The organism is Pantoea sp. C8B4 (assembly GCF_051336905.1).
In the GTDB taxonomy this organism is placed as follows: Bacteria; Pseudomonadota; Gammaproteobacteria; order Enterobacterales; family Enterobacteriaceae; genus Pantoea; species Pantoea rwandensis_B.
In genome coordinates this window covers 242,321-266,719 of the sequence record NZ_JBGMNK010000004.1, presented here as the reverse complement: position 1 = coordinate 266,719, position 24,399 = coordinate 242,321, and the positions used below count along the sequence as shown (strand labels likewise).

Annotated in this window: 22 protein-coding genes; 15 read left to right on the top strand and 7 right to left on the bottom strand. The window is 53.3% G+C overall.

Going from position 1 to position 24,399, the window contains the following annotated elements:
• Positions 1 to 23: 23 nt before the first annotated feature.
• From argT to hisP, 4 genes are all read left to right on the top strand, one after another.
• Positions 24 to 806, top strand: a complete 783-nt coding sequence (argT, locus tag ACCW76_RS07515; RefSeq protein WP_034825110.1) for a lysine/arginine/ornithine ABC transporter substrate-binding protein ArgT — start codon at positions 24 to 26, stop codon at positions 804 to 806.
• Positions 807 to 998: 192 nt separating this feature from the next.
• Complete coding sequence (locus tag ACCW76_RS07510) at positions 999 to 1,685, top strand: histidine ABC transporter permease HisQ (RefSeq protein ID WP_038645701.1); 687 nt, start codon at positions 999 to 1,001, stop codon at positions 1,683 to 1,685.
• Complete coding sequence (locus tag ACCW76_RS07505) at positions 1,682 to 2,398, top strand: ABC transporter permease (RefSeq protein ID WP_034825106.1); 717 nt, start codon at positions 1,682 to 1,684, stop codon at positions 2,396 to 2,398. Before ACCW76_RS07510 ends, ACCW76_RS07505 begins: the two co-directional genes overlap by 4 nt.
• 8 nt (positions 2,399 to 2,406) lie before the next feature.
• Positions 2,407 to 3,180, top strand: coding sequence for a histidine ABC transporter ATP-binding protein HisP (gene hisP, locus ACCW76_RS07500; RefSeq protein ID WP_038645703.1), 774 nt, complete (start codon positions 2,407 to 2,409; stop codon positions 3,178 to 3,180).
• A gap of 233 nt (positions 3,181 to 3,413) precedes the next feature.
• Here hisP and ACCW76_RS07495 read toward each other — a convergent pair whose 3' ends face one another.
• The gene (locus tag ACCW76_RS07495; protein ID WP_436338181.1) at positions 3,414 to 4,361 is read right to left on the bottom strand and encodes a sugar-binding transcriptional regulator; all 948 of its coding nucleotides are present in this window, start codon (positions 4,359 to 4,361) and stop codon (positions 3,414 to 3,416) included.
• A gap of 194 nt (positions 4,362 to 4,555) precedes the next feature.
• Between ACCW76_RS07495 and dalD the strand changes: the two genes are divergently transcribed.
• Genes dalD through ACCW76_RS07480 form a run of 3 tightly spaced genes read left to right on the top strand, consistent with a single transcriptional unit; the run spans position 4,556 to position 8,724 of the window.
• On the top strand, positions 4,556 to 5,944 hold the full coding sequence (gene dalD / locus ACCW76_RS07490; RefSeq protein WP_436338179.1) for a D-arabinitol 4-dehydrogenase: 1,389 nt from the start codon (positions 4,556 to 4,558) through the stop codon (positions 5,942 to 5,944).
• A 2-nt stretch (positions 5,945 to 5,946) separates the two neighbouring features.
• Positions 5,947 to 7,416 (top strand): xylulokinase, encoded by a 1,470-nt coding sequence (gene xylB / locus ACCW76_RS07485; RefSeq protein ID WP_436338178.1) that lies wholly within the window; start codon positions 5,947 to 5,949, stop codon positions 7,414 to 7,416.
• Between the two features lie 27 nt (positions 7,417 to 7,443).
• Positions 7,444 to 8,724, top strand: a complete 1,281-nt coding sequence (locus tag ACCW76_RS07480; RefSeq protein ID WP_038645712.1) for an MFS transporter — start codon at positions 7,444 to 7,446, stop codon at positions 8,722 to 8,724.
• A 36-nt stretch (positions 8,725 to 8,760) separates the two neighbouring features.
• Here ACCW76_RS07480 and ACCW76_RS07475 read toward each other — a convergent pair whose 3' ends face one another.
• Positions 8,761 to 9,654 (bottom strand): TIGR01777 family oxidoreductase, encoded by an 894-nt coding sequence (locus ACCW76_RS07475; RefSeq protein ID WP_436338176.1) that lies wholly within the window; start codon positions 9,652 to 9,654, stop codon positions 8,761 to 8,763.
• 202 nt (positions 9,655 to 9,856) lie between these two features.
• Here ACCW76_RS07475 and yfcF point away from each other — a divergent pair, with 202 nt between their 5' ends.
• Together yfcF and yfcD are read left to right on the top strand one after the other, a co-directional pair.
• Positions 9,857 to 10,498: a glutathione transferase gene (yfcF, locus tag ACCW76_RS07470; RefSeq protein ID WP_038645717.1), complete on the top strand. Its 642-nt coding sequence runs from the start codon at positions 9,857 to 9,859 to the stop codon at positions 10,496 to 10,498.
• Positions 10,499 to 10,609: 111 nt separating this feature from the next.
• Positions 10,610 to 11,155, top strand: coding sequence for an NUDIX hydrolase YfcD (yfcD, locus tag ACCW76_RS07465; RefSeq protein ID WP_038645719.1), 546 nt, complete (start codon positions 10,610 to 10,612; stop codon positions 11,153 to 11,155).
• A 46-nt stretch (positions 11,156 to 11,201) separates the two neighbouring features.
• Here yfcD and ACCW76_RS07460 read toward each other — a convergent pair whose 3' ends face one another.
• The 3 genes from ACCW76_RS07460 to ackA all read right to left on the bottom strand — a co-directional run bounded on the left by ACCW76_RS07460 (position 11,202) and on the right by ackA (position 16,516).
• Entirely contained in the window at positions 11,202 to 12,461 is a 1,260-nt protein-coding gene (locus tag ACCW76_RS07460; RefSeq protein WP_436338228.1) for a 4-aminobutyrate--2-oxoglutarate transaminase, read from the bottom strand.
• Between the two features lie 634 nt (positions 12,462 to 13,095).
• Positions 13,096 to 15,240: a phosphate acetyltransferase gene (pta, locus tag ACCW76_RS07455; RefSeq protein WP_182058733.1), complete on the bottom strand. Its 2,145-nt coding sequence runs from the start codon at positions 15,238 to 15,240 to the stop codon at positions 13,096 to 13,098.
• 73 nt (positions 15,241 to 15,313) lie between these two features.
• A complete protein-coding gene (ackA, locus tag ACCW76_RS07450; protein ID WP_045813654.1) occupies positions 15,314 to 16,516 on the bottom strand; it encodes an acetate kinase in 1,203 nt (400 codons plus the stop codon).
• A gap of 339 nt (positions 16,517 to 16,855) precedes the next feature.
• Between ackA and yfbV the strand changes: the two genes are divergently transcribed.
• The 3 genes from yfbV to ACCW76_RS07435 all read left to right on the top strand — a co-directional run bounded on the left by yfbV (position 16,856) and on the right by ACCW76_RS07435 (position 18,628).
• Entirely contained in the window at positions 16,856 to 17,308 is a 453-nt protein-coding gene (yfbV, locus tag ACCW76_RS07445; protein ID WP_034825085.1) for a terminus macrodomain insulation protein YfbV, read from the top strand.
• Positions 17,309 to 17,459: 151 nt separating this feature from the next.
• Positions 17,460 to 17,954 (top strand): YfbU family protein, encoded by a 495-nt coding sequence (locus ACCW76_RS07440; RefSeq protein WP_045813653.1) that lies wholly within the window; start codon positions 17,460 to 17,462, stop codon positions 17,952 to 17,954.
• 14 nt (positions 17,955 to 17,968) lie between these two features.
• Positions 17,969 to 18,628, top strand: coding sequence for a sugar phosphatase (locus tag ACCW76_RS07435; RefSeq protein ID WP_436338175.1), 660 nt, complete (start codon positions 17,969 to 17,971; stop codon positions 18,626 to 18,628).
• Positions 18,629 to 18,654: 26 nt separating this feature from the next.
• On the opposite strand, the gene yfbR is transcribed toward ACCW76_RS07435, so the two are convergent.
• Both yfbR and ACCW76_RS07425 read right to left on the bottom strand, forming a co-directional pair.
• Entirely contained in the window at positions 18,655 to 19,254 is a 600-nt protein-coding gene (yfbR, locus tag ACCW76_RS07430) for a 5'-deoxynucleotidase (RefSeq protein ID WP_034825080.1), read from the bottom strand.
• Between the two features lie 182 nt (positions 19,255 to 19,436).
• A complete protein-coding gene (locus ACCW76_RS07425) occupies positions 19,437 to 20,654 on the bottom strand; it encodes a pyridoxal phosphate-dependent aminotransferase (RefSeq protein WP_034825078.1) in 1,218 nt (405 codons plus the stop codon).
• Between the two features lie 965 nt (positions 20,655 to 21,619).
• Between ACCW76_RS07425 and lrhA the strand changes: the two genes are divergently transcribed.
• The 3 genes from lrhA (at position 21,620) to ACCW76_RS07410 (ending at position 24,343) form a co-directional block, all read left to right on the top strand.
• Positions 21,620 to 22,543 carry a transcriptional regulator LrhA gene (gene lrhA / locus ACCW76_RS07420; protein WP_034825076.1) on the top strand — a complete coding sequence of 308 codons (924 nt, stop codon included), beginning with the start codon at positions 21,620 to 21,622 and terminating at the stop codon, positions 22,541 to 22,543.
• A gap of 660 nt (positions 22,544 to 23,203) precedes the next feature.
• Positions 23,204 to 23,647: an NADH-quinone oxidoreductase subunit A gene (locus tag ACCW76_RS07415; protein ID WP_034825074.1), complete on the top strand. Its 444-nt coding sequence runs from the start codon at positions 23,204 to 23,206 to the stop codon at positions 23,645 to 23,647.
• Positions 23,648 to 23,662: 15 nt separating this feature from the next.
• A complete protein-coding gene (locus ACCW76_RS07410; protein ID WP_007889318.1) occupies positions 23,663 to 24,343 on the top strand; it encodes a NuoB/complex I 20 kDa subunit family protein in 681 nt (226 codons plus the stop codon).
• Positions 24,344 to 24,399 lie beyond the last annotated feature (56 nt).

Sequence of the window (24,399 nt, the reverse complement as noted above, 5' to 3'; positions counted from 1 at the left end):
AGCACTTCACTTGAGGGTTACCTATGAAAAAGCGAGTTCTGGCTCTTTCCCTGATGCTGGCCATGTCCAGCGCTGCGAGCGTGTTCGCTGCGGTACCAAAAACGCTGCGCATCGGGACAGACCCGACATACCCGCCGTTTGAATCCAAGAATGCACAAGGCCAGTTAGTCGGCTTTGACATCGATCTGGCGAACGAAATCTGTAAGCGTATCGAGACCAAATGTACTTATGTGGAAAGTGATTTTGATGCGCTGATCCCGTCGCTGAAAGCGAAGAAGATCGACGCTATCATCTCTTCTCTCTCCATCACCGAGAAACGTCAGGAAGAGATCGCCTTCTCTGAAAAACTCTACGCCGCAAACGCGCGTTTAGTGGCGAAGAAAGGTTCCAGCCTGCAACCAACCATTGAATCGCTGAAAGGTAAAAACATCGGTCTGCTGCAGGGCACCACTCAGGAAACCTACGCGAACGAAAACTGGCGTCCTAAGGGTGTCACCGTGACGCCATACGCCAACCAGGATCTGGTGTATCAGGATCTGGATGCAGGTCGTATCGATGCGGCTTTCCAGGATGAAGTGCAGGCGAGTGAGGGCTTCCTGAAACAGCCGGTTGGCAAAAACTATGCGTTTGCGGGTCCCGCGGTCAAAGATGACAAAATCTTTGGTGTGGGTACCGGTATGGGCTTACGCAAAGATGATGCAGACCTGAAAGCGGCCATCGATAAAGCGTTTGATGCCATGCGTAAAGATGGCACTTACGACAAGATTGCGAAGAAGTACTTTGATTTCAACGTATACGGCGATTAATTGTCCTGTTTTCTGACCTTGATGATTGATTTGCAGCAGGGTTGGTCATAACTATTCACTCCGGGCGCTTACTTATGTAAACTCCCGGGGTTCATACGCTTGCCGCCATCTACCCTGTGATTCAAATCCTGGTCAGGACTGTCCGTTAGTTGGGCAGCGTTTGTTATTTTCCCTCACGACAGGATCGAACCCATGCTGTATGGCTATTCTGAAGTAATCCTAAAAGGCACCCTGGTGACCCTTGAGCTGGCACTCAGCTCGGTGGTGCTCGCCTTAGTGCTTGGCTTAATGGGCGCTGGCGCCAAACTCTCTCGCAGTCGCCTGTTGGTGATGATTGCTGAAGGCTACACCACCTTAATCCGCGGTGTGCCCGATCTGGTTTTAATGTTGCTGATCTTCTACGGTCTGCAAATCGCCCTCAATACGGTCACTGATGCGCTGGGCATGGCGCAGTTTGATATCGATCCGATGGTGGCCGGTATCATCACACTTGGCTTCATCTATGGTGCCTATTTCACCGAAACTTTCCGTGGTGCTTTCCTCGCTGTGCCAAAAGGGCAGATTGAAGCGGCTACCGCTTTCGGTTTCACCGGTTCGCAAACTTTCCGTCGTATTTTGTTCCCGGCGATGATGCGTTTTGCGTTACCAGGCATTGGTAATAACTGGCAGGTGATTCTCAAAGCCACGGCGCTGGTGTCGCTGCTGGGGCTGGAAGACGTGGTGAAAGCCACGCAGCTGGCGGGTAAAAGTACCTGGCAGCCGTTCTACTTCGCGATCGTCGCGGGGGTGATTTATCTGGTGTTTACCACGCTGTCGAACGGCGTGCTGTGGTGGCTTGAACGCCGCTACACGGTGGGTGTGAAAAGGGCAGAGCTATGATCGATATTATTCAGGAGTATTGGAAACAGCTGCTCTGGACCGATGGTTACCGTTTTACCGGCGTCGCCATTACGTTGTGGTTGTTGATTCTTTCCGTGGTGATCGGTGGTTGCATGGCGGTGTTGCTGGCGATTGCGCGTGTATCGCCGAATCGTTATATCTCAACGCCCGTCTGGCTGTTCACCTATGTGTTCCGCGGTACGCCGCTGTATGTCCAGTTGCTGGTGTTCTATTCCGGCATGTATACGCTGGAAGTGGTGAAAGGATCGGAGCTGCTGAATGCCTTCTTCCGCAGCGGCCTGAACTGTACGCTGCTGGCCTTTACGCTGAACACCTGCGCTTACACCACCGAAATTTTTGCAGGGGCCATTCGCGCGGTTCCCCATGGCGAAATTGAAGCAGCACGCGCTTACGGTTTCTCCCCGTTTAAAATGTATCGCTGCATCATACTGCCGTCGGCGCTGCGTACTGCGCTGCCAGCCTACAGTAATGAAGTGATCCTAATGCTGCACTCCACCGCGCTGGCATTTACTGCCACGGTGCCGGATCTGTTGAAAATCGCGCGTGATATTAACTCGGCGACCTACCAGCCGTTTACCGCGTTTGGCATCGCTGCGGTGCTGTATCTGATTATCTCTTACGTGCTGATTAGCCTGTTCCGCAAGGCGGAACGCCGCTTCCTGGCGCACGTGAAACCTTCTTCATCGCATTGAGTATCACTATGGCTGACAACAAATTAAGCGTTACCGAACTGCACAAGCGTTACGGTGAACATGAAGTTTTGAAAGGCGTATCACTGCAGGCGAACGCCGGCGATGTGATCAGCATTATTGGCTCGTCCGGTTCCGGGAAAAGTACCTTCTTACGCTGCATTAACTTCCTCGAAAAGCCGAGCGAAGGCACCATTTCGGTCAACAACGAGCAAATCAATCTGGTGCGTGATACCGATGGACAGCTGAAAGTGTCCAACAAAGAGCAGCTGCGTTCACTGCGCACTCGTCTGACCATGGTGTTCCAGCACTTTAACCTGTGGAGCCACATGACGGTGCTGGATAACGTCACCGAAGCGCCAATCCAGGTGCTGGGGCTGAGCAAAGCCGAAGCGCGTGAGCGTGCGATTAAATATCTGGATAAAGTCGGCATTGATGAGCGTGCGCGCGCTAAATATCCGGTGCATCTTTCCGGCGGTCAGCAGCAGCGTGTGTCGATTGCCCGCGCCCTGGCGATGGAGCCGGAAGTGCTGCTGTTTGATGAACCGACTTCTGCGCTCGATCCCGAGTTAGTCGGCGAAGTGCTGCGCATCATGCAGAAACTGGCTGAAGAGGGTAAAACCATGGTGGTGGTGACGCACGAGATGGAGTTTGCTCGCCATGTTTCCAATCACGTGATTTTCCTGCATCAGGGCAAGATTGAAGAGCAGGGCTCGCCAGATGAACTTTTCGGCAACCCGAAAAGCCCGCGCTTGCAGCAATTCCTGTCGGGATCGCTGAAGTAATTGACCAGGTCGCCATCAATGGCGACCCTACCAATGTAGGGTGCGCACTATGCGCACCTGGCCAATCGCCGCACGGGCGAGATGAGGCATCGATGCGCACCTGGCTGATAACCGCACGGGCGAGATGAAGCAGCGATGCGCATTTGGCCGATAATCGCACGGGCGAGATGAGGCATCGATGCGCACCTGGCCGATAATCGTACGGGCGAGATGAGGCAATGGCGCGCGTACAGTTACTCCCGCAGTAACCTCAGCGCCGTATCTTCATCGGTTACCAGTCCCGATACCCAGCCACCCTGCAATGCAGCCCGAATCGCCGGGTACTTCCGCTCGCTGCCGGAAAAACCAATAATCTTGCGCTGTGTCTGGCTCTCTAGCAGTACGCTGGTCAGTAGCTCATCGGTTTCGCCCCACACGCGCTCACCTTGCTGATTGAAAAAGTGGCCGAGCATTTCGCCCACCACGCCGCGTGCATTCAGTGCCTCAACCTGCGCATCGGTGATAAATCCTTCGGCATTTAACGGACAACCCGGCATCACTTCCCCAATACCAACAAAGGCCACGTCCGCCTGCAATGCGCGATCGGTGACGCGCTGATACACCTGATGCTGCACCCACATCGCTTTATCCTGTGGCGTGTCGGCGTACAGCGGCGCAGGAATGAAGAAATATTTTCCCTGCATCTTTTCGGCCATTTTCAATGGCACATCGTAGCGGGTACCGGAATCATCGCGTGCAATCGCCCCAATCATCGAAACACACTGATGCTGCGGGCGATCCACCCACGGCAATGCATCGATCATTGAGCGTAGCGTCTTGCCCGAACCAATGCCGAACACCTGTGGCGTTTCCTCATTGATAAACTGTGACATCACCGCCGCGCCTTCTACCGCCAGCATTTGTTGAATGGCGTCATCATTCAGATTGGCCGATGGCACCACGCGGCACAGATCCAGAGCAAATTTCTCCTGCACCTCGCGCGCCAGCTGCAAACAGTGCGTGACGGGATGATCGATTTTTACGCTCACCATGCCCATCTCGCGTGCGCTGGAGACCAGGCGCTGCGCGACCTGACGTGATAATCCCAATGCCTGCGCAATCTCCTGCTGTGTCACGCCTGCAACGTAATACATCCACGCGGCACGTGCGGCCAGCTCCTGCTTTTTCTCTTCTCTGCTCATCACGCTGTTCCGTCAAAATCGATGCGTCATCTTAGCGCGTGTTTTACGAAAAGCACTAACTGAGCAAAAGCCCTAAAAAAGAGCAAAAGTATTATTTGTGATAAGGCTCGCAGAAAGAACCTCACCACGCGCACTATGCTACTGGCTATCGGGCAAATGCCCTTTTTTGTGGCAAATGTTTAATTGAGGCGATTATGACCAATCAATCAGTGTGGATGCACATCGGCGCGGGATCATTTCATCGGGCACATCAGGCTTGGTATCTGCATAAACTGCGCGAGCAGGGAGACGAAAGCTGGAGCATCGCGCTCGGCAATATTCGCAATGACGCTGTACCGCTGCTCAATCATTTAGCGTCACAGAACGGCGAATATGTGCTGGAAACCGTGACGCCTGAAGGTGAGCGCGATTATGAAACTATCACTTCGCTGCGCAAAATCTTGCCGTGGGACAGTGAAATCAGCGCGCTGGTTGAGCAGGGAGCCAATGCGGAAACTCGTGTGATTGGCTTTACCGTGACTGAAGCGGGTTACTACCTGACGCCTGAATTCACCCTGGATCTTAACCAGGCAGACGTGAAGGCCGACCTGAGCGGCGATATCCGCACTATTTATGGCGCACTCAGCCGCATCCTGACGCAGCGTGTTGTGCAGGGCGGCGCGCCAGTCACACTGCTGAACTGTGACAACCTGCGCCATAACGGCGAGCGTTTCCGTGAGGGGTTCCTCGCCTTCCTTGCGGCTAAAGGCGATACCGCGCTAGCCAATTGGGTGCGCACCCAGACCACTTCACCGAATACCATGGTCGATCGCATCACACCGCGCCCTACGCCGGATGTGGCGGAGCGCGTGCAAGCCGCAACCGGCAAACAGGATCGCGCAGCGGTGATGGCGGAGTCCTTTATTCAGTGGGTGATTGAGGATGACTTTATTGCCGGGCGTCCGGCGCTGGAAAAGGTCGGCGTTGAGCTGGTGGAATCGGTACTGCCGTGGGAAGAGGCGAAAATCCGCATCCTCAATGCGACGCATGCCGCGATTGCCTGGGCGGGCACGCTGATTGGCTTAAACTATATCGATGACAGCACCCGTCATCCGGCGATTTATCAACTGGCGCACGACTACGTCACTCAGGATGTCATTCCCTCTCTGTCGCCCAGCCCGCTTGATTTAGCCGATTACCGCGACGTAGTGCTGGCCCGCTTTAGCAACCCATACATCAAAGACACCAATCAGCGCGTGGGCGCTGATGGCCTGTCCAAAATTCCCGGCATGGTGACGCCAACCCTGCAAGAGTGCTACCAGCGCGGTGCACAGCCCAGCGCAACGGCGGTGATTCCGGCGCTGTTCTTCCTGTTTATGCAGCGCTGGGCCAATGACGATCTGCCGTATTCCTATCAGGATGGCGCGCTACAGGCCGATGCGCTGCGTAAACAATTCGCCAGTGCCGACCCATTGAAATCCTTCCTGAGTGACAGCGCGCTGTTTGCGGAACTGGCCAGCGACAAGGTGTTTCATGCGTTGGTGACGCGTCGTGTTGAGAGTTTGCAGCAGTGGCTGAAACAGCCAGAACTGGCGGCGGTGTAATCATGTATCTCGGCATTGATATCGGCACCTCAGAACTTAAAGCGCTGATCGTTAATACAGACGGCGAGATTGTGGCGTCTCAGCACGCCACGCTGGCTGTGCAGCGCCCACATCCTCACTGGGCAGAACAAGATCCCGAACGCTGGTGGCAAGCCTGTACCGAGGTACTGGCGGGATTGCGTCATCAATCCCCTGATGCGTGGACTGAGATTCGCGCTATCGGCTTATCCGGTCAGATGCATGGCGCTGTGCTGCTGGATGCGGACGGCAAGGTGTTGCGTCCATGCATCTTGTGGAACGACACACGCAGTGCGCCGCAGTGTGATGTGCTGCGTAAATGCTATCCACAGATGATGGCGATCAGCGGCAACATGATCATGCCCGGCTTCACCGCGCCGAAACTGCGCTGGGTGGCTGAACATGAGCCAGCGATCTTCAGCCGCATCGATAAGGTCTTACTGCCAAAAGATTACCTGCGCTGGCGTCTTACCGGGCGCTTTGTCAGTGAGCCTTCCGATGCTGCCGGTACGCTGTGGCTCGATGTGTCGCAGCGTGACTGGTCTGATGAACTGTTGTCTATTACCGGACTGACGCGCGCGCAGATGCCTGAGCTGGTAGAAGGCAGCGCGGTGAGTGGCCGCTTGCAACCGGCACTCGCGAGCGAGTGGGGCTTATCCACTTCGGTAACGGTGGCCGGTGGTGGCGGTGACAATGCTGCTTCAGCGGTCGGCGTGGGTGCGGTCAATCCCGGTGATGCCTTTATCTCATTGGGCACGTCCGGCGTGATCTTCGTGGTGAACGATCGCTTACAGGCCGATCCTCAATCCGGTGTGCATGCCTTCTGCCATGCGCTACCGGGCCGCTGGCATCAGATGAGTGTGATGCTCAGCGCCGCCAGTTGTCTGCGCTGGCTGTGCAATCTGCTGTCGGTAAGCGAAAGCCAACTGATGGAGGAGATGGCACAGCTCAGTGATGAACAACTGCGTCGCGCACCGGTTTTCCTGCCTTATCTGTCAGGTGAGCGCACACCGCATAACGATCCTGACGCCTCCGGTTCTTTCTTCAATCTACGCCACGAAACGCCGCGTGCCTTGCTGGGCTATGCGGTGATTGAAGGTGTGGCATTTGGGCTGGCGGATGGGTTAGCCGTGCTCGGTGACGCTCAGCATCACATTCAGCAATGCAGCCTGACCGGCGGCGGTGCGCGTAGCACGCTGTGGGCACAGCTGATTGCCGATGTGCTGCAACTGCCTATCGTCACCCATCCGGCCAGCGCATCCGGTGCGCTGGGCGCCGCGCGTTTAGCCTGGCTGGCGGATGGCGGTCTTGAGCATGAGGTGTGTCTGAAACCGGCGGTACAGGCGCGCTATGAACCGGACGTGACGCGCGGTGCGGTGCTGCAACAGCGGCTGCGTCTGTTCCGCGAACTCTACATCCAACAACAACAGGTGCGCAGCTTGCTGCCTGCATAACGGCTTACCGAACAGAAGGTGATGGTGATGCAATCGAACGAATACTGGTTTGGCTTACCGAAAAAGATGTTCTGGGGCTTCCTCGCTATCGCGATTTTCATGGCGGGTGATGGCTTCGAAATGGCGTTTCTGTCGCGCCATATCACCGACATGGGCTTTACGCCTGCGCAATCTGCGGTGGTGTTTACCTTTTATGGTTTAGCGGCGGCGCTGGCGGCCTGGGCGTCTGGCGTGGTGGCTGAGCTGATTACCCCGCAGCGCGCGATGATGATTGGCTTTGTGCTGTGGATCGTGATGCATGCGCTGTTTATGTCGCTGGGGCTTGGCCTGCGCAACTACCCGCTGATGGTGCTGTTCTACGGCATCCGCGGGCTGGCTTATCCGCTGTTTATCTACTCGTTCATGATGATGTTGGTGCAGGTCTTGCCACGTGAGAAACTGGCAGCAGCAACCGGCTGGTTCTGGGCAATGTATTCCGTCGGCATCGGCGTGGTTGGCAGCTATTTGCCAAGCCTGACTATCCCGATGCTGGGAGAAACCGGGACACTGTGGCTGGCGATTATCTGGGTGGCCTGTGGCGGTATTCTGGCGTACTTCAGCTTGCGCAACGTGCCAGTGGATCGCTCACGTGTGAATTTACCGATGCGTGACAAAATGACCGAGATGTCGCGGGCCGTGACCATCCTGTTCACCAATCAGCATGTGTTTTATGCCTGCCTGATTCGCATCATCAACACGCTGTCGCTGTTTGGTTTTGCCATCATCATGCCACTGCTGTTTGTCGATCGTCTTGGCTTCACCATCTCTGAATGGCTGCAGATCTGGGCAGTGTTCTTCTTTGTCACCATTTTCACCAACATCTTCTGGGGCATTACCGGTGAGAAGCTAGGCTGGATCCGTCAGGTGCGCTGGTTTGGCTGCCTGGGGATGGCGATCTCCAGCCTGATGTTTTACTACCTGCCGCTGTATGCCGGTCACAACTTCTGGGTGGCGCTGATTCCGGCAGTGATGCTGGGGATCTTTGTGGCGGCATTTGTACCGATGACGGCGGTATTTCCGACGCTGGAACCGCATCACAAAGGTGCCGCCGTCTCGATCTACAACCTGTCGGCGGGCCTGAGCAATTTCGTGGCTCCGGCTATCGCCTCAGTGATGTTGCCGTTCTTTGATATTGTCGGGGTGGTATGGGCTTACACCGCGCTGTACGTATTTGCGGGGGTGCTGACCTTTATCATTCGCGTGCCGCAGCCGGGGCACACGCGTGAAGAGAGGGCGGTGAAATCGCGAGTAGCGGAACAACGCAGCTAAGCGAAAAAACGGCGGCTCAGGGCCGCCGTCTGTTTATCAGACCACATCCTGCAGCGCTTCCTGCAAATCATACCAACGGAAGCCAAAACCCGACTCCTCCAGCCGTTTCGGCAGAACATGCTGCCCACCCAGTACCAGCACGGCGGATTCTCCCATCATCAACTTAATCGCGCTGGCTGGGGTGCGCATAAACGCCGGTCGATGCATCACGTGGCCGAGTGTGGCGGCGAACTGCTCATTGCGCACCGCATAAGGCGCAACCATATTGAACGGTCCGCTCAGGTGGTTATTGTCGATCAGCCAGATGATGGCGTTAACCAGATCGTCAATGTGAATCCATGGCAGATACTGCTTACCGCTGCCAATCGGACCGCCGACACCCAGCTTGAACGGCAGCTTCATTTTCGCCAGCGCGCCGCCTTCCTCAGCTAGCACTACGCCAGTGCGTAATAAGCAAACGCGGGTGCGATCGCTCTGTGCGTTAAGCGCCAGTTGCTCCCAGCGCGCGCATAGAGCATGGGTAAACTCATCGTGACCAGGATCATCTTCCGTTAATACCAGATCGCCGGTATCACCATAAAAACCGGTTGCGGATCCGGAAATTAAAAAATGCGGTGGATTGCTGCTGGCGTGGATCAACGAAACGATTTGTTCGGTAATCTGCCAGCGGCTTTCACACAGCCGCTGTTTCTGTTGTTCGGTCCAGCGTTTATCGGCGATCGGCTCGCCTGCCAGATTAATCACGCCATCAATACCGTCGAGATCGGTTTGCTGATTGATGCCGGACCACAGCGAAACGCGAGGATCCAGTTTGTCCCGTGCCGCCGCGACATCTCGGGTGACGACGTTCACCTGATGTCCGAGCAACAGCAGACGCGGTATCAAATGGCGGCCTATCAAACCTGTGCCACCGGTAATAAGCAGGTGCATGCTGAGCCTCCTTGTAATTTATTTTCTGCTCAGACTGATCATAGAAGAGAAGCGCACGGATAGCGTGACAGCGCTTACGCTAATGAAGAAAAAGGGAAAGTTTGTGTTGGCCTTAAGGTCAAAGATCCGACCAGCGCACCATTGCCTTAACAAATAAAAATCGGTAAATAGAAAGCACACCTGATGCTTATTGAGGCAGCCGATGAACTATCCATCCATCACCTTGTGGTCCGATGCATCCTTTTTTAGCCCTTACGCTATGTCGGTCTACGTTGCACTCACCGAGAAGGGCATTCCCTTCACCCTGAAACGCGTGGACTTAGCGCAAAACGCACAGCTTGATGATGACTATCGCGCCCTGTCGCTCACCTGCCGCGTGCCCACGCTGCAAATTGATGATCTGGTGCTCAATGAATCTTCAGCGATTGCTGAATACCTTGAGGAGCGTTTTCCGGCACCTGAATTTGAGCGTCTCTATCCGCGCGATCGTGAAAAGCGTGCGCATGCGCGTGAAGTGCAGGCGTGGTTGCGCAGTGATTTAATGGCGCTGCGTGCTGAACGCCCGACGGAAGTGCTGTTTGCCGGCGAGCGCTTTGCGCCATTAACTCCGGCAGGCGAACAGGCGGCCAGCAAGTTGATTGCGGCGGTTCAGCGCCTGCTACCGGATGGACAACAAAACCTGTTTGGTGAATGGTCGATTGCCGACACCGATTTGGCGGTGATGATTAACCGCCTGGCACTGCATGGCGACACGTTACCGGTGAAATTGCAGCATTACGCCGAGTTTCAGTGGCAACGCGCGTCAGTGCAATTGTGGCTGGCTGAATCAGGCAAATCGCGCTAAGCACGAAGAGCCTTGCGGAGGCGAAAAGAACGCTTTACCTTACCGCTCATTCTAATAAGGCATCGCAAACAGGCGCGTGCTGGGCACGCCGAAAACAGAAAAGGGTTACGGATGGTGGATCAAACGGCAGATAGCGGTATCGAGTGGGTTGATATCGTTAGTGAAGAGAACGAAGTCATTGCGCAGGCCAGCCGTGCGCAGATGCGTGCGCAGAATTTGCGTCATCGTGCGACCTACATCGTGGTGCATGATGGTATGGGCAAAATTCTGGTGCAGCGTCGTACTGAAATCAAAGACTTCATGCCGGGTATGCTCGATGCGACCGCCGGTGGCGTGGTGCAGAGTGGTGAGGACCTGCTGGAATCTGCACGCCGTGAAGCGGAAGAAGAATTAGGGATCGCCGCAGTGCCGTTTGCCGAACATGGTAAATTCTACTTCGAAGATGAGCACTGCCGCGTCTGGGGCGGATTGTTTAGCTGTGTGTCACATGGCCCATTCGCCATGCAGGAAGAAGAAGTGGATGAAGTGTTCTGGATGACGCCTGAAGAGATCACTGCACGCTGCGATGAGTTCACCGACGACTCGCTTAAAGCCGTATCACTGTGGCTGAGCCGCAACAGCGATGCCGCGCGTCGCAAGCAGAGCAGCGAATCCTGATTCCCGCTACGTTCGAACAAGGCGCCCAACGGCGCCTTTGTTGTTTCTAATGCTCACGCAAAATGTCTCTAAGCAGTTGCAGGGCCTTATCAAACTGTGGCTGCGGAATCGTCAGCGGATAAAGAAAGCGGATCACATTACTGTGTACGCCACAGGTCAGTAAAATCAGCCCTTGTGCCAGCGCCTGTAACTGAATCGCTTTGGTGATTTCTGCTGATGGTCGGCCTGAGTCATCCTGAAACTCTGCCGCAACCATTGAGCCGTAGCCGCGCACCTCAGCAAGGGATGCGCATCCTGCACTCCGCAAAGTGGCACTGAGTTGTTCGCCCAATTGGTTAGCGCGTGCGCACAGCTGCTCTTCATCAATAATATCCAGCACGGCATGCGCGGCTGCTATCGCGGGCGGGCTGCCCGCATAAGTGCCACCTAAACCACCCGGTTCAGGGGCATCCATCACTTCGGCACGCCCGGATACGGCCGATAACGGAAACCCGCCCGCCAGACTTTTTGCCATGGTGATCAAATCTGGCTGCACATCGTAATACTCACTGGCGAACAGCTTGCCGGTGCGCGCAAAACCGCTCTGAATCTCATCGGCGATTAACAAAATGCCGTGACGATCGCATAAGGCGCGTAACGCAGATACAAACGCTGGCGGCGCAATATAAAAACCGCCTTCGCCCTGTACGGGTTCGAAAATGATCGCCGCCACCTGCTGTGGGCTGATATCACTGCGGAAAATGGCCTCAAGACTCTCCAATGACTGATGCAAGCTCACGTTGTGCAGCGCATTGGGATACTGGGCGTGAAATACCGAACCGGCGAACGGCCCAAAGCCGGTTTTGTAAGGCACGACCTTACCCGTCAGTGACATCGTCATATGGGTGCGACCATGAAATGCGCCTGTGAACGCGATAATGCCGGGACGCCCGGTCGCCGCGCGGGCAATCTTCACCGCATTCTCCACCGCCTCCGCGCCGCTGGAGAAAAAAGTGGTTTTCACTGCGCCGCTTATCGGAACGCACTGGTTAAGCCTTTCAGCGAGATGAATATAGCTTTCATAGGGGATGATCTGAAACGCAGTATGGGTAAAACAATCCAACTGCTGTTGCACGGCCGCCATCACTTTCGGATGACGATGCCCGGTATTCAGCACCGCAATACCCGCCGCGAAATCAGTGTATTCTCGCCCTTTCTGATCCCACACCGTGGCGTTTTCCGCCTTGACCGCATAGAAATCACACATCACACCCACGCCGCGCGGCGTGGCCTTCAATCGACGACTGTGCACATCACTGTTGCTCATCATTAACCTCGCAATTCACGGGGACTGTCATCAGTGTGAGCGGCAGGATGTTTTTTCGCCAGTAAACAACTGCGTGAAAATCGCCTCGTTATATAAGGTCTGAATGTGGAGGTGTGTACCCTAAAAGCGATGATGCAGTTTAAAGGAAAGGGAAGGAGAGTGCCCACTAAAACAGACGCTAGATCCGCCCTTCACAAACGGTAAGAACGCGGAGGTTTGCAGCACAAAAGCGATGATGAAGTTTGAAAGGCAGGGAAGGAGAGTGCCAACAGAAATGCACGAGAACCCTTCTCACAAACGGTAGGAATGCGAAGGTGTGCACTGCAAAAGCGATGATAATGTTTGAAAGACAGGGAAGGCCAGTGCGAAGAGCGAAGCGTCCGCGCCATGGACGGCGCGGCCGATCTGCAGGGATGCGTTTATCCTTCGCGATCGGACTGGCCTTCCCTGTCGATTGCACCCAGCCTGCAGCAACTATTGCACCCAGCTTTCAGCGACAATAGCCCCCAGCCCCAGCCCCCAGCAAAGACAGCACCAGGCAATCTACCGGTCGCATTTCACCAAACCTGAAGCAAAAAAAAGAGCACAAGGTTTAACCCTCATGCTCTCTACGCTCAGCAGGAAGAAAAAAGGCTTAGCCTTCTGCCTGCTGTGACTGAATCGCGGTCAGTGCGATGGTATAAACAATGTCATCCACCAATGCGCCACGTGACAAATCGTTCACCGGCTTGCGCATACCCTGCAGCATCGGCCCGATGGAAATCAGATCGGCCGAACGCTGAACCGCTTTGTAAGTGGTGTTACCGGTATTCAGATCCGGGAAGATAAACACGGTCGCACGACCTGCAACGGCAGAGTTTGGTGCTTTCGACTTCGCGACATCTTCCATAATCGCGGCGTCATACTGCAACGGACCATCGATCACCAGATCAGGACGTTTCTCCTGAGCAATACGCGTCGCTTCGCGTACCTTCTCAACGTCGCTACCCGCACCGGAGTTACCGGTTGAATAGGAAATCATCGCCACGCGTGGATCGATACCAAAGGCTTTGGCGGAATCCGCAGACTGAATCGCGATCTCTGCCAGCTGTTCTGGATTCGGATCCGGGTTAATCGCACAGTCGCCATACACCAGCACCTGCTCAGGCAGCAGCATAAAGAACACTGAAGACACCAGCGAACTGTTTGGCGCGGTTTTGATCAACTGCAACGGCGGACGAATGGTATTCGCGGTGGTGTGCACTGCACCCGACACCAAACCGTCTACTTCGCCACGCTCCAGCATCATGGTGCCGAGCATCACGTTATCTTCCAGCTGCTCCTGCGCGACCACTTCGGTCATGCCTTTGCTCTTACGCAACTCAACCAAACGCGGCACATAATTCTCGCGCACCACTTCTGGATCGACAATCTCAATGCCCTGGCCCAGCACCACACCCTGAGCGGCAGCCACACGCTGGATCTCGTCCGGATTACCCAACAGCACACAAGATGCAATGCCACGCTCGGCGCAAATCGCAGCGGCTTTCACCGTACGCGGCTCGTCGCCTTCTGGCAGCACAATGCGTTTGCCGGCTTTACGTGCCAGCTCGGTCAGTTGATAGCGGAAGGCTGGTGGAGACAGACGACGGCTACGCTCGGACGTGGCGGTGAGTGATTCCACCCAATCGGCATCGATAAAGCTGGCCACATACTCCTGCACCTTCTCAATGCGCTGGGTATCATCTGCAGGGACTTCCAGATTAAAGCTCTGCAGGCTCAGTGAGGTCTGCCAGGTATTGGTTTTCACCATAAACACCGGCAGGCCGGTCTGGAAGGCACGTTCACACAGACGCGCAATCGGTGCTTCAATCTGATAACCACCGGTCAGCAACACGGCACCGATCTCAATACCGTTCATGGCGGCGAGACAGGCTGCAACCAACACGTCTGGACGATCGGCTGACGTCACCAGCAGTGAACCCGGACGGAAGTGCTCCAGCATATGCGGAATACTACGTGCGCAGAAAGTCACCGATTTCACGCGGCGGGTCTGGATCTCACCTTCGTTAATGATCTCTGCATTCAGATGGCGGCACATATCGATGGCACGCGTCGCGATCAGATCGAAACTCCAGGGCACACAGCCGAGAATCGGCAATGGACTGTTAGCAAACAGCTGCTTAGGATCGATATTGGCAATATTTGCTTTCGTCGAATCATCGAAAATTTCAGACAGGTCAGGGCGCGTACGACCCTGCTCATCCACTGGCGCATTCAGCTTATTAATGATCACGCCGGTGATGTTTTTGTTCTTACTGCCGCCAAAGCTGCTTTGCGTTAATTCAATGCGCTCTTTCAACTGCGCAGGCGAATCATTGCCCAGCGCCGTCACGAACACGATTTCTGCATTCAGGGTTTTAGCGATTTCATAGTTCAGTGAAGAGGCAAACTGATGCTTACGGGTTGGCACCAGCCCTTCCACCAACACCACTTCCGCGTCTTGCGCGTTAGCGTGGTAGTTAGCAATGATCTCTTCCATCAACACGTCTTGCTGGTTCGAACCCAACAGTGACTCAACGCGTGACATCTGCAGCGGTTCAGCGGCAGGGATCGCGGAGTTCTTACGAATGATGGTGGTGGTCTGATCTGGCGCATCGCCGCCCGCACGTGGCTGGGCAATCGGCTTGAACACGCTCAGGCGAACGCCTTTGCGCTCCATGGCACGAATCACGCCGAGGCTGACGCTGGTCAGGCCGACGCTGGTGCCGGTAGGGATGAGCATGATTGTACGTGACACTATAAAAACCTCTCAGGTGTTGCAGACTAGCCAAAACAACTCCGTCAGCCTGAGCTGACGGAGAGAAGTGTATTTAGGCGGTCAGACGCGCGGCGTCCTGGGCGATGACCAACTCTTCGTTGGTTGGGATCACCACGGCCGGGCGGGTGCCCTCTTTGTTGATAAAACCAGACTTACCAAAGCGGGCAGCAAGGTTACGCTCGTGATCCACTTCGAAGCCCAGCAATGCGAGTTTTGCCAATGATAGCTCACGCACCATCGCCGCGTTCTCACCGATACCACCGGTGAACACCACGGCATCCAGACGACCTTCCATCAACGCGGTATAGCTGCCGATGTATTTCGCCAGACGGTGGCAGAACACGTCCATCGCACGCTTGGCATCTTCTTTGGTGGCGTAGTTGTCTTCAACATAGCGGCAGTCACTGGTGACTTCGGTCAGACCCAGCAGACCAGACTCTTTGGTCAGCAGCTTGTTGATCGCATCCACGCTCATACCCAGCGTGTCATGCAGGAAGAACACGATCGCCGGGTCGATATCACCACTGCGGGTGCCCATGACCAGACCTTCCAGCGGCGTCAGACCCATGGAAGTATCGACGCACTGACCGTTGCGGATAGCAGAAACTGAACCGCCGTTGCCGAGGTGGCAAGTGATGATGTTCAGTTCGTTGACTGGCTTGTTCAGCATTTTGGCGGCTTCCTGCGTCACATAGTAGTGGCTGGTGCCGTGTGCGCCATAGCGACGAACGCCGTGCTCTTTGTACAGTTTGTACGGCAGAGCATAAAGATAAGACTCTTCCGGCATAGTCTGATGGAATGCCGTATCAAAAACCGCCACATTTTTATCTGACAGGTGCGGGAAATTCTTCAACGCTTCGTCGATGCCGATAAGATGTGCCGGATTGTGCAGCGGGGCAAAAGAGGATGCATCTTTAATACCCTGAATCACTGATTCATCGATGATGACCGATTTAGTCAGCTGCTCGCCGCCGTGAACGATACGATGGCCGATTGCAGCGATTTGTGCCGAAAGCTCTGGTTTTTGTGCCAGAATAGTTTTAACAATGAAGTTCAGCGCTTCACTGTGCGCTGCACCTGCGCCGAGAGGCGCTTCTTGTTTGCTGCCTTCCAGTTTCCATTTGATACGCGCTTCAGGTAAATGGAAACACTCCGCCAGACCTGACAGATATTCGTCACCGGTGGCTGGATTGAGGATGGCAAACTTAAGTGAAGAGCTGCCGCAGTTCAGAACCAGTACTAACTTCGTTGACATGGAAGTACCTATTGATTAAAGAGTGGCTAAAAATAACGCAATCAGACTAACAGCGTAGCCCATGAATGCTGGTAGATTAATGATTAACATCATGCGGTAGTCAAAAAGAGACCGACATGCAAAAAAATTTCGGTAATTTTACGCAGATTTTTGAAATCTGCTTAGCGAAACATGGCTCTAAACCGCTCTTTTATTGAGCTGTAGCTTCCGGTAATGTTGCTAAAACGGCGTCAGAATACCCACTGTCACCCGCAAAGACAAAATCTTTTGAAGGATGTCACGTAAAGTTGTGTAGTTATCATTTTATTTTAATCGTTGCAGAATTAGTTGAGGTCTATCATGGCGAATGACACAAGCAATCCCGGCTGGTTTGGTTTATTCCAGAACGGTCAGCGTTACATGAAGACCTGGCCAGCCGACAAACGACTGGCACCGATGTTCCCTGAAAACCGCGTGGTGACGGCAACGCGTTTTGCCATCCGCTTTATGCCCCCGCTGGCGATATTCACCCTGACGTGGCAAATCGCCATGGGCGGACAGTTGGGACCGGCGATTGCCACCGCACTGTTTGCCTGCAGTCTGCCGATGCAGGGATTGTGGTGGCTGGGTAAACGCTCCATCACGCCACTGCCGCCGACTTTACTGCACTGGTTCCACGAAGTGCGCGCAAAACTGGAAGAAGCGGGACAAGCGATTGCCCCCGTTGATGGTAAACCGACTTACCAGGCGCTGGCCGATGTGCTGAAGCGCGCCTTCAAACAACTCGACCGTACCTTCCTCGACGATCTTTGACCGATCATCCCCTTTTACTGCCAGAGAATGTGTGCAGTAACCGGGTTTAAATCAAAGAAAAGTGATGCGGGCAAACACGCATCGCTTTCCTTGTGTAATCATTTATCCATTGTTTAAATCTTAAGCGGCCGTGATGGCCCGGGAGCGAACCGTGGAAATGACCCATGCACAACGACTGATCCTCTCCAATCAATATAAAATGATGGCGATGCTTGAGCCGGAAAATGCGGAGCGCTATCGCCGCTACCAGACCATCATCGAACGGGGCTACGGCCTGCAACTGCGCGAACTCGACAAAGAGTTTGGCGAGCTCACGGAAGCCACCTGCCGCCAACTCATCGATATTATGGAAATGCACCATGCGCTGCATGTCTCCTGGTCGAACCTGAAAGAAGCCAGTACTATCGAAGAGCGCCGTCTGGCATTTCTCGGTTTTGACGCGGCCACCGAAGCACGCTATCTCGGCTATGTGCGCTTCATGGTGAACGTTGAAGGGCGCTATACCCAGTTTGATTCCGGTACGCATGGCTTTAATGCCCAGACGCCGATGTGGGAAAAATACCAACGCATGCTGGCGGTGTGGCACACTTGTCCGCGTCAGTATCATCTTAGCGCGAACGAAATCGCGCAGATTCTCAATGCCTGAATAAGGAGCGACGCGTGAAGTACAGGGGTTTTCTGTTTGATTTGGACGGTACGTTGGTGGATTCATTGCCTGCGGTGATCCGCGCATGGTCATTGTGGGGCGAGCGCCAGGGTATTGCGGCGGAAGAAGTCCTGAACTTCATACACGGTAAGCCAGCTATCAATTCATTGCGCCATTTTATGGCAGGCCAGTCTGAAGAGGCGATTCAGGCGGAGTTTCTGTGGCTTGAACGTTTAGAAGCAGAAGACACGCAGGGCGTGCAAGCGATTCCGGGGGCGAAGGCATTGCTCGCCACGCTTAACGAACTGCAGATTCCCTGGGCGATTGTGACCTCAGGATCGATCCCGGTGGCTCACGCGCGTCACAAAGCGGCAGGTTTACCCATGCCGGAAGTGTTCATTACCGCAGAAAACATCAAATTGGGTAAACCGAACCCGGAGCCGTATCTGCTGGGTGCTGAACGCCTGGGGCTGCCTGCAGCGGAATGCGTTGTGGTTGAAGATGCTCCCGCCGGCATTATTGCCGGGCTGGAAGCGCGCAGTGCAGTGGTTGCCGTCAATGCACCCACGGATGCCCCGCGCCTGAATGAAGTGACCTGGCAGGTGAAAACACTGGAACCGCTGGTGGTTTCACGTGCAGAAAACGGCACGTTTACGCTTTCTGCCCACATCTGACAGAACGGGCCATAGCGGCCCGTTTTTTATAATGGGGTATCCTGAGAAATTTCATCCAGCGAGAGACTAAAGCTTGGAATGAATATCTCTACAAAGTAATCCATTTCTGGGGAACGACGCTGTGACAGTGTTTTCTCCAGGCGTGCCTTGGCCAGCAAAAACTCGTTATTTCCTGCTGACAGCTCTTCCAGACATTTCACGTAGGCGCACAGCGCGTCAGCCTGTTTCACCACCGCTTGTTCACTTTCGCTATGCAAATGCTCGTCAATCAACGGACGGTAGGCATCCTGCAATTCCGGCGGCAACATCTCGATCAACTTCTGCTGGGCGATCTTTTCGATCTTTTTGTACTCATGCGCAATTTGCGCGTTGTAATACTTCACCGGCGTGGGTAAATCACCGGTCAGCACTTCACTGGCATCGTGATACAGCGCCAGCATCGCAATACGCTCTGCATTGAGATTGCCGTTAAATTTTTTGTTTTTGATGATGGCTAACGCATGCGCCACCATCGCCACCTGAAGACTGTGTTCAGAGACATTTTCGGTGCGCACGTTACGCATCAATGGCCAGCGGTTAATCAGTTTAAGACGGGAGAGATGGGCGAAAAAGTGGCTACGGGTCATAGACGGTTCCTGTTCTCACGGCGGGGAAGGAGTGCCTTCCCCGAGATGAAAACAGTATATACCCTTCATACTTCGGGTTGCATGTGCGTGAGCTGAGTTCACTCACCCAAGTCGCTCACGCAGGTAAGCAACCTGGATTCATTCACTTGCTGCCTGCATGCATTGCGGGTCAGTGTGTCAGACTACTGACGATAGCCTTGCAGGAAACGACCAAATTTATTGATCGCCATTTCCAGATCATCAACACGTGGCAAGGTGACAATGCGCACGTGATCCGGCCATGGCCAGTTAAAGGCGGTACCCTGAACCAGCAGCACTTTCTCTTGTAACAGGAAATCCAGCACCATTTTTTGATCGTCAAAGATGTTGAATTTCTTTGGATCGATGCGCGGGAACATGTACAAAGCACCTTGCGGTTTCACGCAGCTGACGCCCGGAATATCGTTAATCAATTCCCAGGCACGTTGGCGCTGCTCATACAAACGACCACCAGGTGCAATAAACTCGCTGATACTTTGATAGCCGCCTAGCGCTGTTTGAATCGCATGCTGAGCAGGTACGTTGGCGCACAAACGCATCGACGCCAGCATTTCCAGCCCTTCGATATAGCCTTTAGCGTGTTTCTTCGGACCGTTTAACACCATCCAACCCTGACGGAACCCCGCAACACGGTAAGTTTTAGACAGGCCATTAAAGGTCACGGTCAGCAGATCCGGCGCCAGTGCCGCAATCGAATGATGCTGTGACTCGTCGTACAAAATCTTGTCGTAGATTTCGTCAGCGAAAATGATCAGGTTGTGCTGACGCGCAATCTCCACCACTTCCATCAGCAGTTCTTTGCTGTACACCGCACCCGTTGGGTTGTTCGGGTTGATGATGACGATGCCACGCGTGCGCGGGGTTATCTTACTGCGGATATCGTCCAAATCCGGGAACCAGCCCGCAGACTCATCACACAGATAATGCACAGCTTTACCGCTCGACAGCGACACGGCTGCCGTCCATAACGGATAATCTGGCGCAGGTACCAGCATCTCATCACCACTGTTCAGCAATGCTTGCATCGCCTGCACAATCAGTTCAGAGACACCGTTACCAATGTAGATATCTTCGACGGTAACATCGCGCATATCACGCGCCTGGTAGTGCTGCATAATCGCTTTACGCGCTGAATACAGTCCTTTTGAATCACAATAGCCTTGCGAACTCGGCAGGTTGCGAATCACATCAACCAAAATTTCATCAGGGGCTTCAAAACCAAACGGGGCAGGGTTGCCGATGTTGAGTTTGAGAACTTTATTACCTTCTTCTTCCAGACGCTTAGCTTCTTTCAGTACCGGGCCACGGATGTCATAACAGACATTTTCCAGCTTGCCGGATTTATCAATTTGAAAATTCATCGTTACCGCCTTAACGGGCAGAGTCCTTTAACCTGCCACCAAAATCAAACCTGCCCAATTTACTCCTCTCACTGTCACAAAAGAAGGGCGGCTTAAGGTTTTGGCGCGTTTGCCAATGATTCCCGCCTCGGGTGGCGCAAAACGCAGTATATGAGGGTTAATCTGGTTAATAACTCTATTGGTGTGTTTTTTTGTGATACAAAATGCTGGTGGTTTGTGCTGGCACTGTAAAGCCGCAAATCCATAGGTATTGGAGGTCATTAAGAAATTTTTTATTTACATCCTGCGAAAAAAACCATTAGCGACCTGATGAAATAGTTAAAGAAATCTTGTTGGATGTCGAAGAACTAAACAGTGCCGTTGCAGCCATCGCTGGTGCCATTGAATGTCACGCATTCTTAATCAGTTTAAGGTGGCAGCATGAAGCGCTGCGAAGTGACCTATTCTGATAACAGCAGCAGTTTAAATAGCATTTACACTGTAACTTTAACGCTGCTGCAGCAGTTTAAGAACCTGGGCGGTTAAAAAATGAGCGGCATTGTGGCAGGATGTAGCGGAAAAGGGATTTGGTCAAAAAATGCGATGATTTGATCGAAAACATTTCCCTTTAAAGCGTAAAAATGATTAAGTATAATTTATTATTTGATGCACTTTATCGCTTCGCATCAGCATAACATGATGTTATCTCTTTTTGACCCGCAGGCCGTTTTCGCGGGAAACTAGACAACTACGCAGCTTCCAGCACCTGTGCGACATACGTCTTCGGACCCGAAGTTGTTCTGTCTTATTAGACGGCGCTCCTCTGAATACAGAGTGACGTATCCGTCGGCATCCGCCTGACACGATTTTTCCATGACAGCTCCACACAGGGCTGTCATTAAGCACCATTACCTCTTATCTATTTGATAAGTAGGGTAATACACCAGGGTAGTAGTTTTAAAAAATCTTATAAGTGAAGAAAAAACATGACTAATGCAAATCGTCCGATACTGAATCTCGACCTCGATCTGCTGCGTACTTTTGTTGCTGTTGCTGACTTGAATACTTTTGCGGCGGCGGCTGCAGCAGTGTGCAGAACGCAATCCGCAGTAAGTCAGCAGATGCAACGTCTGGAACAATTGGTAGGTAAAGAGCTGTTTGCCAGACATGGACGTAATAAACTGTTGACGGAGCATGGCATCCAGTTGCTCGGCTACGCCAGAAAGATCCTTCGTTTCAACGACGAAGCGTGCACCTCTTTAATGTACAGCAACATCCAGGGCGTACTGACCATCGGCGCCTCCGATGACACTTCCGATACCATTCTGCCGTTCCTGCTTAACCGCGTAACGTCGGTCTATCCGAAGCTGGCCATTGATGTGCGCGTCAAACGCAACCCGTTCATGATGGAAATGCTGAATCAGGGTGAGGTTGATCTGGTTGTCACCACGTCCAGTCCTGGTAATTTCACCCATCAGGTCCTGCGTACCTCACCTACGCTTTGGTACTGTGCTGCGGATTACATCTTCCAGCGCGGCGAAGCCATTCCACTGGTGCTGCTGGATGAACCAAGTCCGTATCGTGACATGGCGATCGATCACCTGAATGAAGCGGGCATCCCATGGCGCATTTCGTATGTTGCATCAACGCTGGCAGCGGTGCGTGCGGCAGTGAAAGCGGGTCTGGGTGTTACAGCACGTCCGGTTGAGATGATGAGCCCAGAGCTGCGTGTGATGGGTGCAGCTGAAGGGCTGCCGGTATTGCCGGATACTCAGTACCTGTTGTGTCGTAATCCAGACAGTGATAACGAGTTGGCGCTGGCGATCTTCAATGCGATGCAGTCGACCAACGATCCTTACAATCTGACGGCAAATCCAGATGGCACCCTGCTGTTGGATGACGAAGAGTAAGGAGAACAATAGCGGGTTATTCCTTCACAGTGGAATACCGGTTAATTGTTAAAACTTATTAAAATGAGCCTTAGACTGATAAACATCAGCTAAGGCTTTTTTTATGCATTTTAATTCACGCTTTCTAACGCGATTCGCCATCAATAATTTTCCTGTCTTCCTGAAAAATGGAGATTGTTCCATTTTTGCTCAAAGTGGAACTTCTTTATCATTCCGTGCCATCTTTCCCAGGGCATTTGCCTGTACCGATCGCCGATTTTTACAGCAAAAAACACCATTATGTGTTCTGGATCAAAAAAATACCCCCTATAAGGGGGGGGAAATCCCTGTAAGACCTGTCAAAATATGATTGTTAAATGCACGATCCATGCATGTGAATACCCGCTACACTGAAATTAACCTCACAAACTGAAGCGATTTAGCTGGTATGATGGGGTTCGTTTGTTAATAATATGCTACGGGTGTTAATTAATGTTTGGATGCTTTTGTCAAAGTTGACAAAAGGTTATAGAAAGGAGTAAAAAACCCCATAAAATTGCTGCTTATTTGATAATGACAGCATAGTTTACAAGGTTTTTTATCCTTCCCTTGAATTCATGTGGTGTGTTTGCTGCAACAGTGCAGGATGCCAGCGCCACTTTTGATGAGTAAGCAAAGAGTATGTCGACAACCACAGAAGTGATCGCTCATCACTGGGCGTTTATTGTTTTTATTGTTATTGCATTTGGCCTGTGTGCCTTCATGTTGACCGGCGGTTGGTTATTAGGTGGTCGTGCACGGGCACGCCATAAAGACACCCCGTTTGAATCGGGTATCGAATCTGTCGGTGATACTCATATTCGCCTCTCCGCTAAATTCTATCTGGTTGCGATGTTCTTCGTTATTTTCGACGTCGAAGCCCTCTATTTATACGCATGGTCGACTTCAATCCGTGAAAGCGGTTGGGTTGGCTTTGTCGAAGCCGCAATTTTCATTTTGGTGCTATTGGCAGGCCTGGTTTATCTGGTGCGCATCGGTGCACTGGATTGGGCTCCTGCGCGTCGTCGCGTAGTGGTCAAATCAATCCCGGTCAGCCACAACCACACCAACCCTCATAAGCAGTAAAAGCGAGGCAATAAGATGGACTACACGCTGACACGCGTAGACCCGAACGGCGGCGGTGATAACGATCGTTATCCTCTGCAGAAACAGGAGATTGTTACCGATCCCCTGGAGCAGCACGTTCATCGCAGCGTCTACATGGGCAAGCTCGAGCACGCCCTGCATGACATGGTGAACTGGGGTCGTAAGAACTCTCTCTGGCCGTATAACTTCGGCCTTTCCTGTTGCTACGTGGAAATGACCACGTCATTCACTGCGGTGCATGACGTGGCACGTTTTGGTGCGGAAGTTATGCGTGCCTCTCCACGTCAGGCTGACTTTATGGTGATCGCCGGTACGCCCTTTACCAAAATGGCGCCGGTTATTCAGCGTTTGTATGACCAGATGCTGGAGCCGAAATGGGTGATCTCCATGGGCGCTTGTGCGAACTCGGGCGGCATGTACGACATCTACTCTGTGGTGCAAGGCGTGGATAAATTCCTGCCGGTTGACGTGTACATTCCGGGCTGCCCACCGCGTCCTGAAGCTTACATGCAGGCGCTGCTGCTGCTGCGTGAGTCGATTGGCAAAGAGCGCCGTCCACTGTCGTGGGTGGTGGGTGATCAGGGCGTTTATCGCGCCAATATGCAGCCAGAGCGTGAGAGAAAACGCGGCGAGCGTATTGCCGTCACTAACCTGAGAACGCCAGACGAAGTTTAAGCTTCCCGTACACGGATGGCACAACGGCCGCAGCAGAACATCACAATTTAATGTGC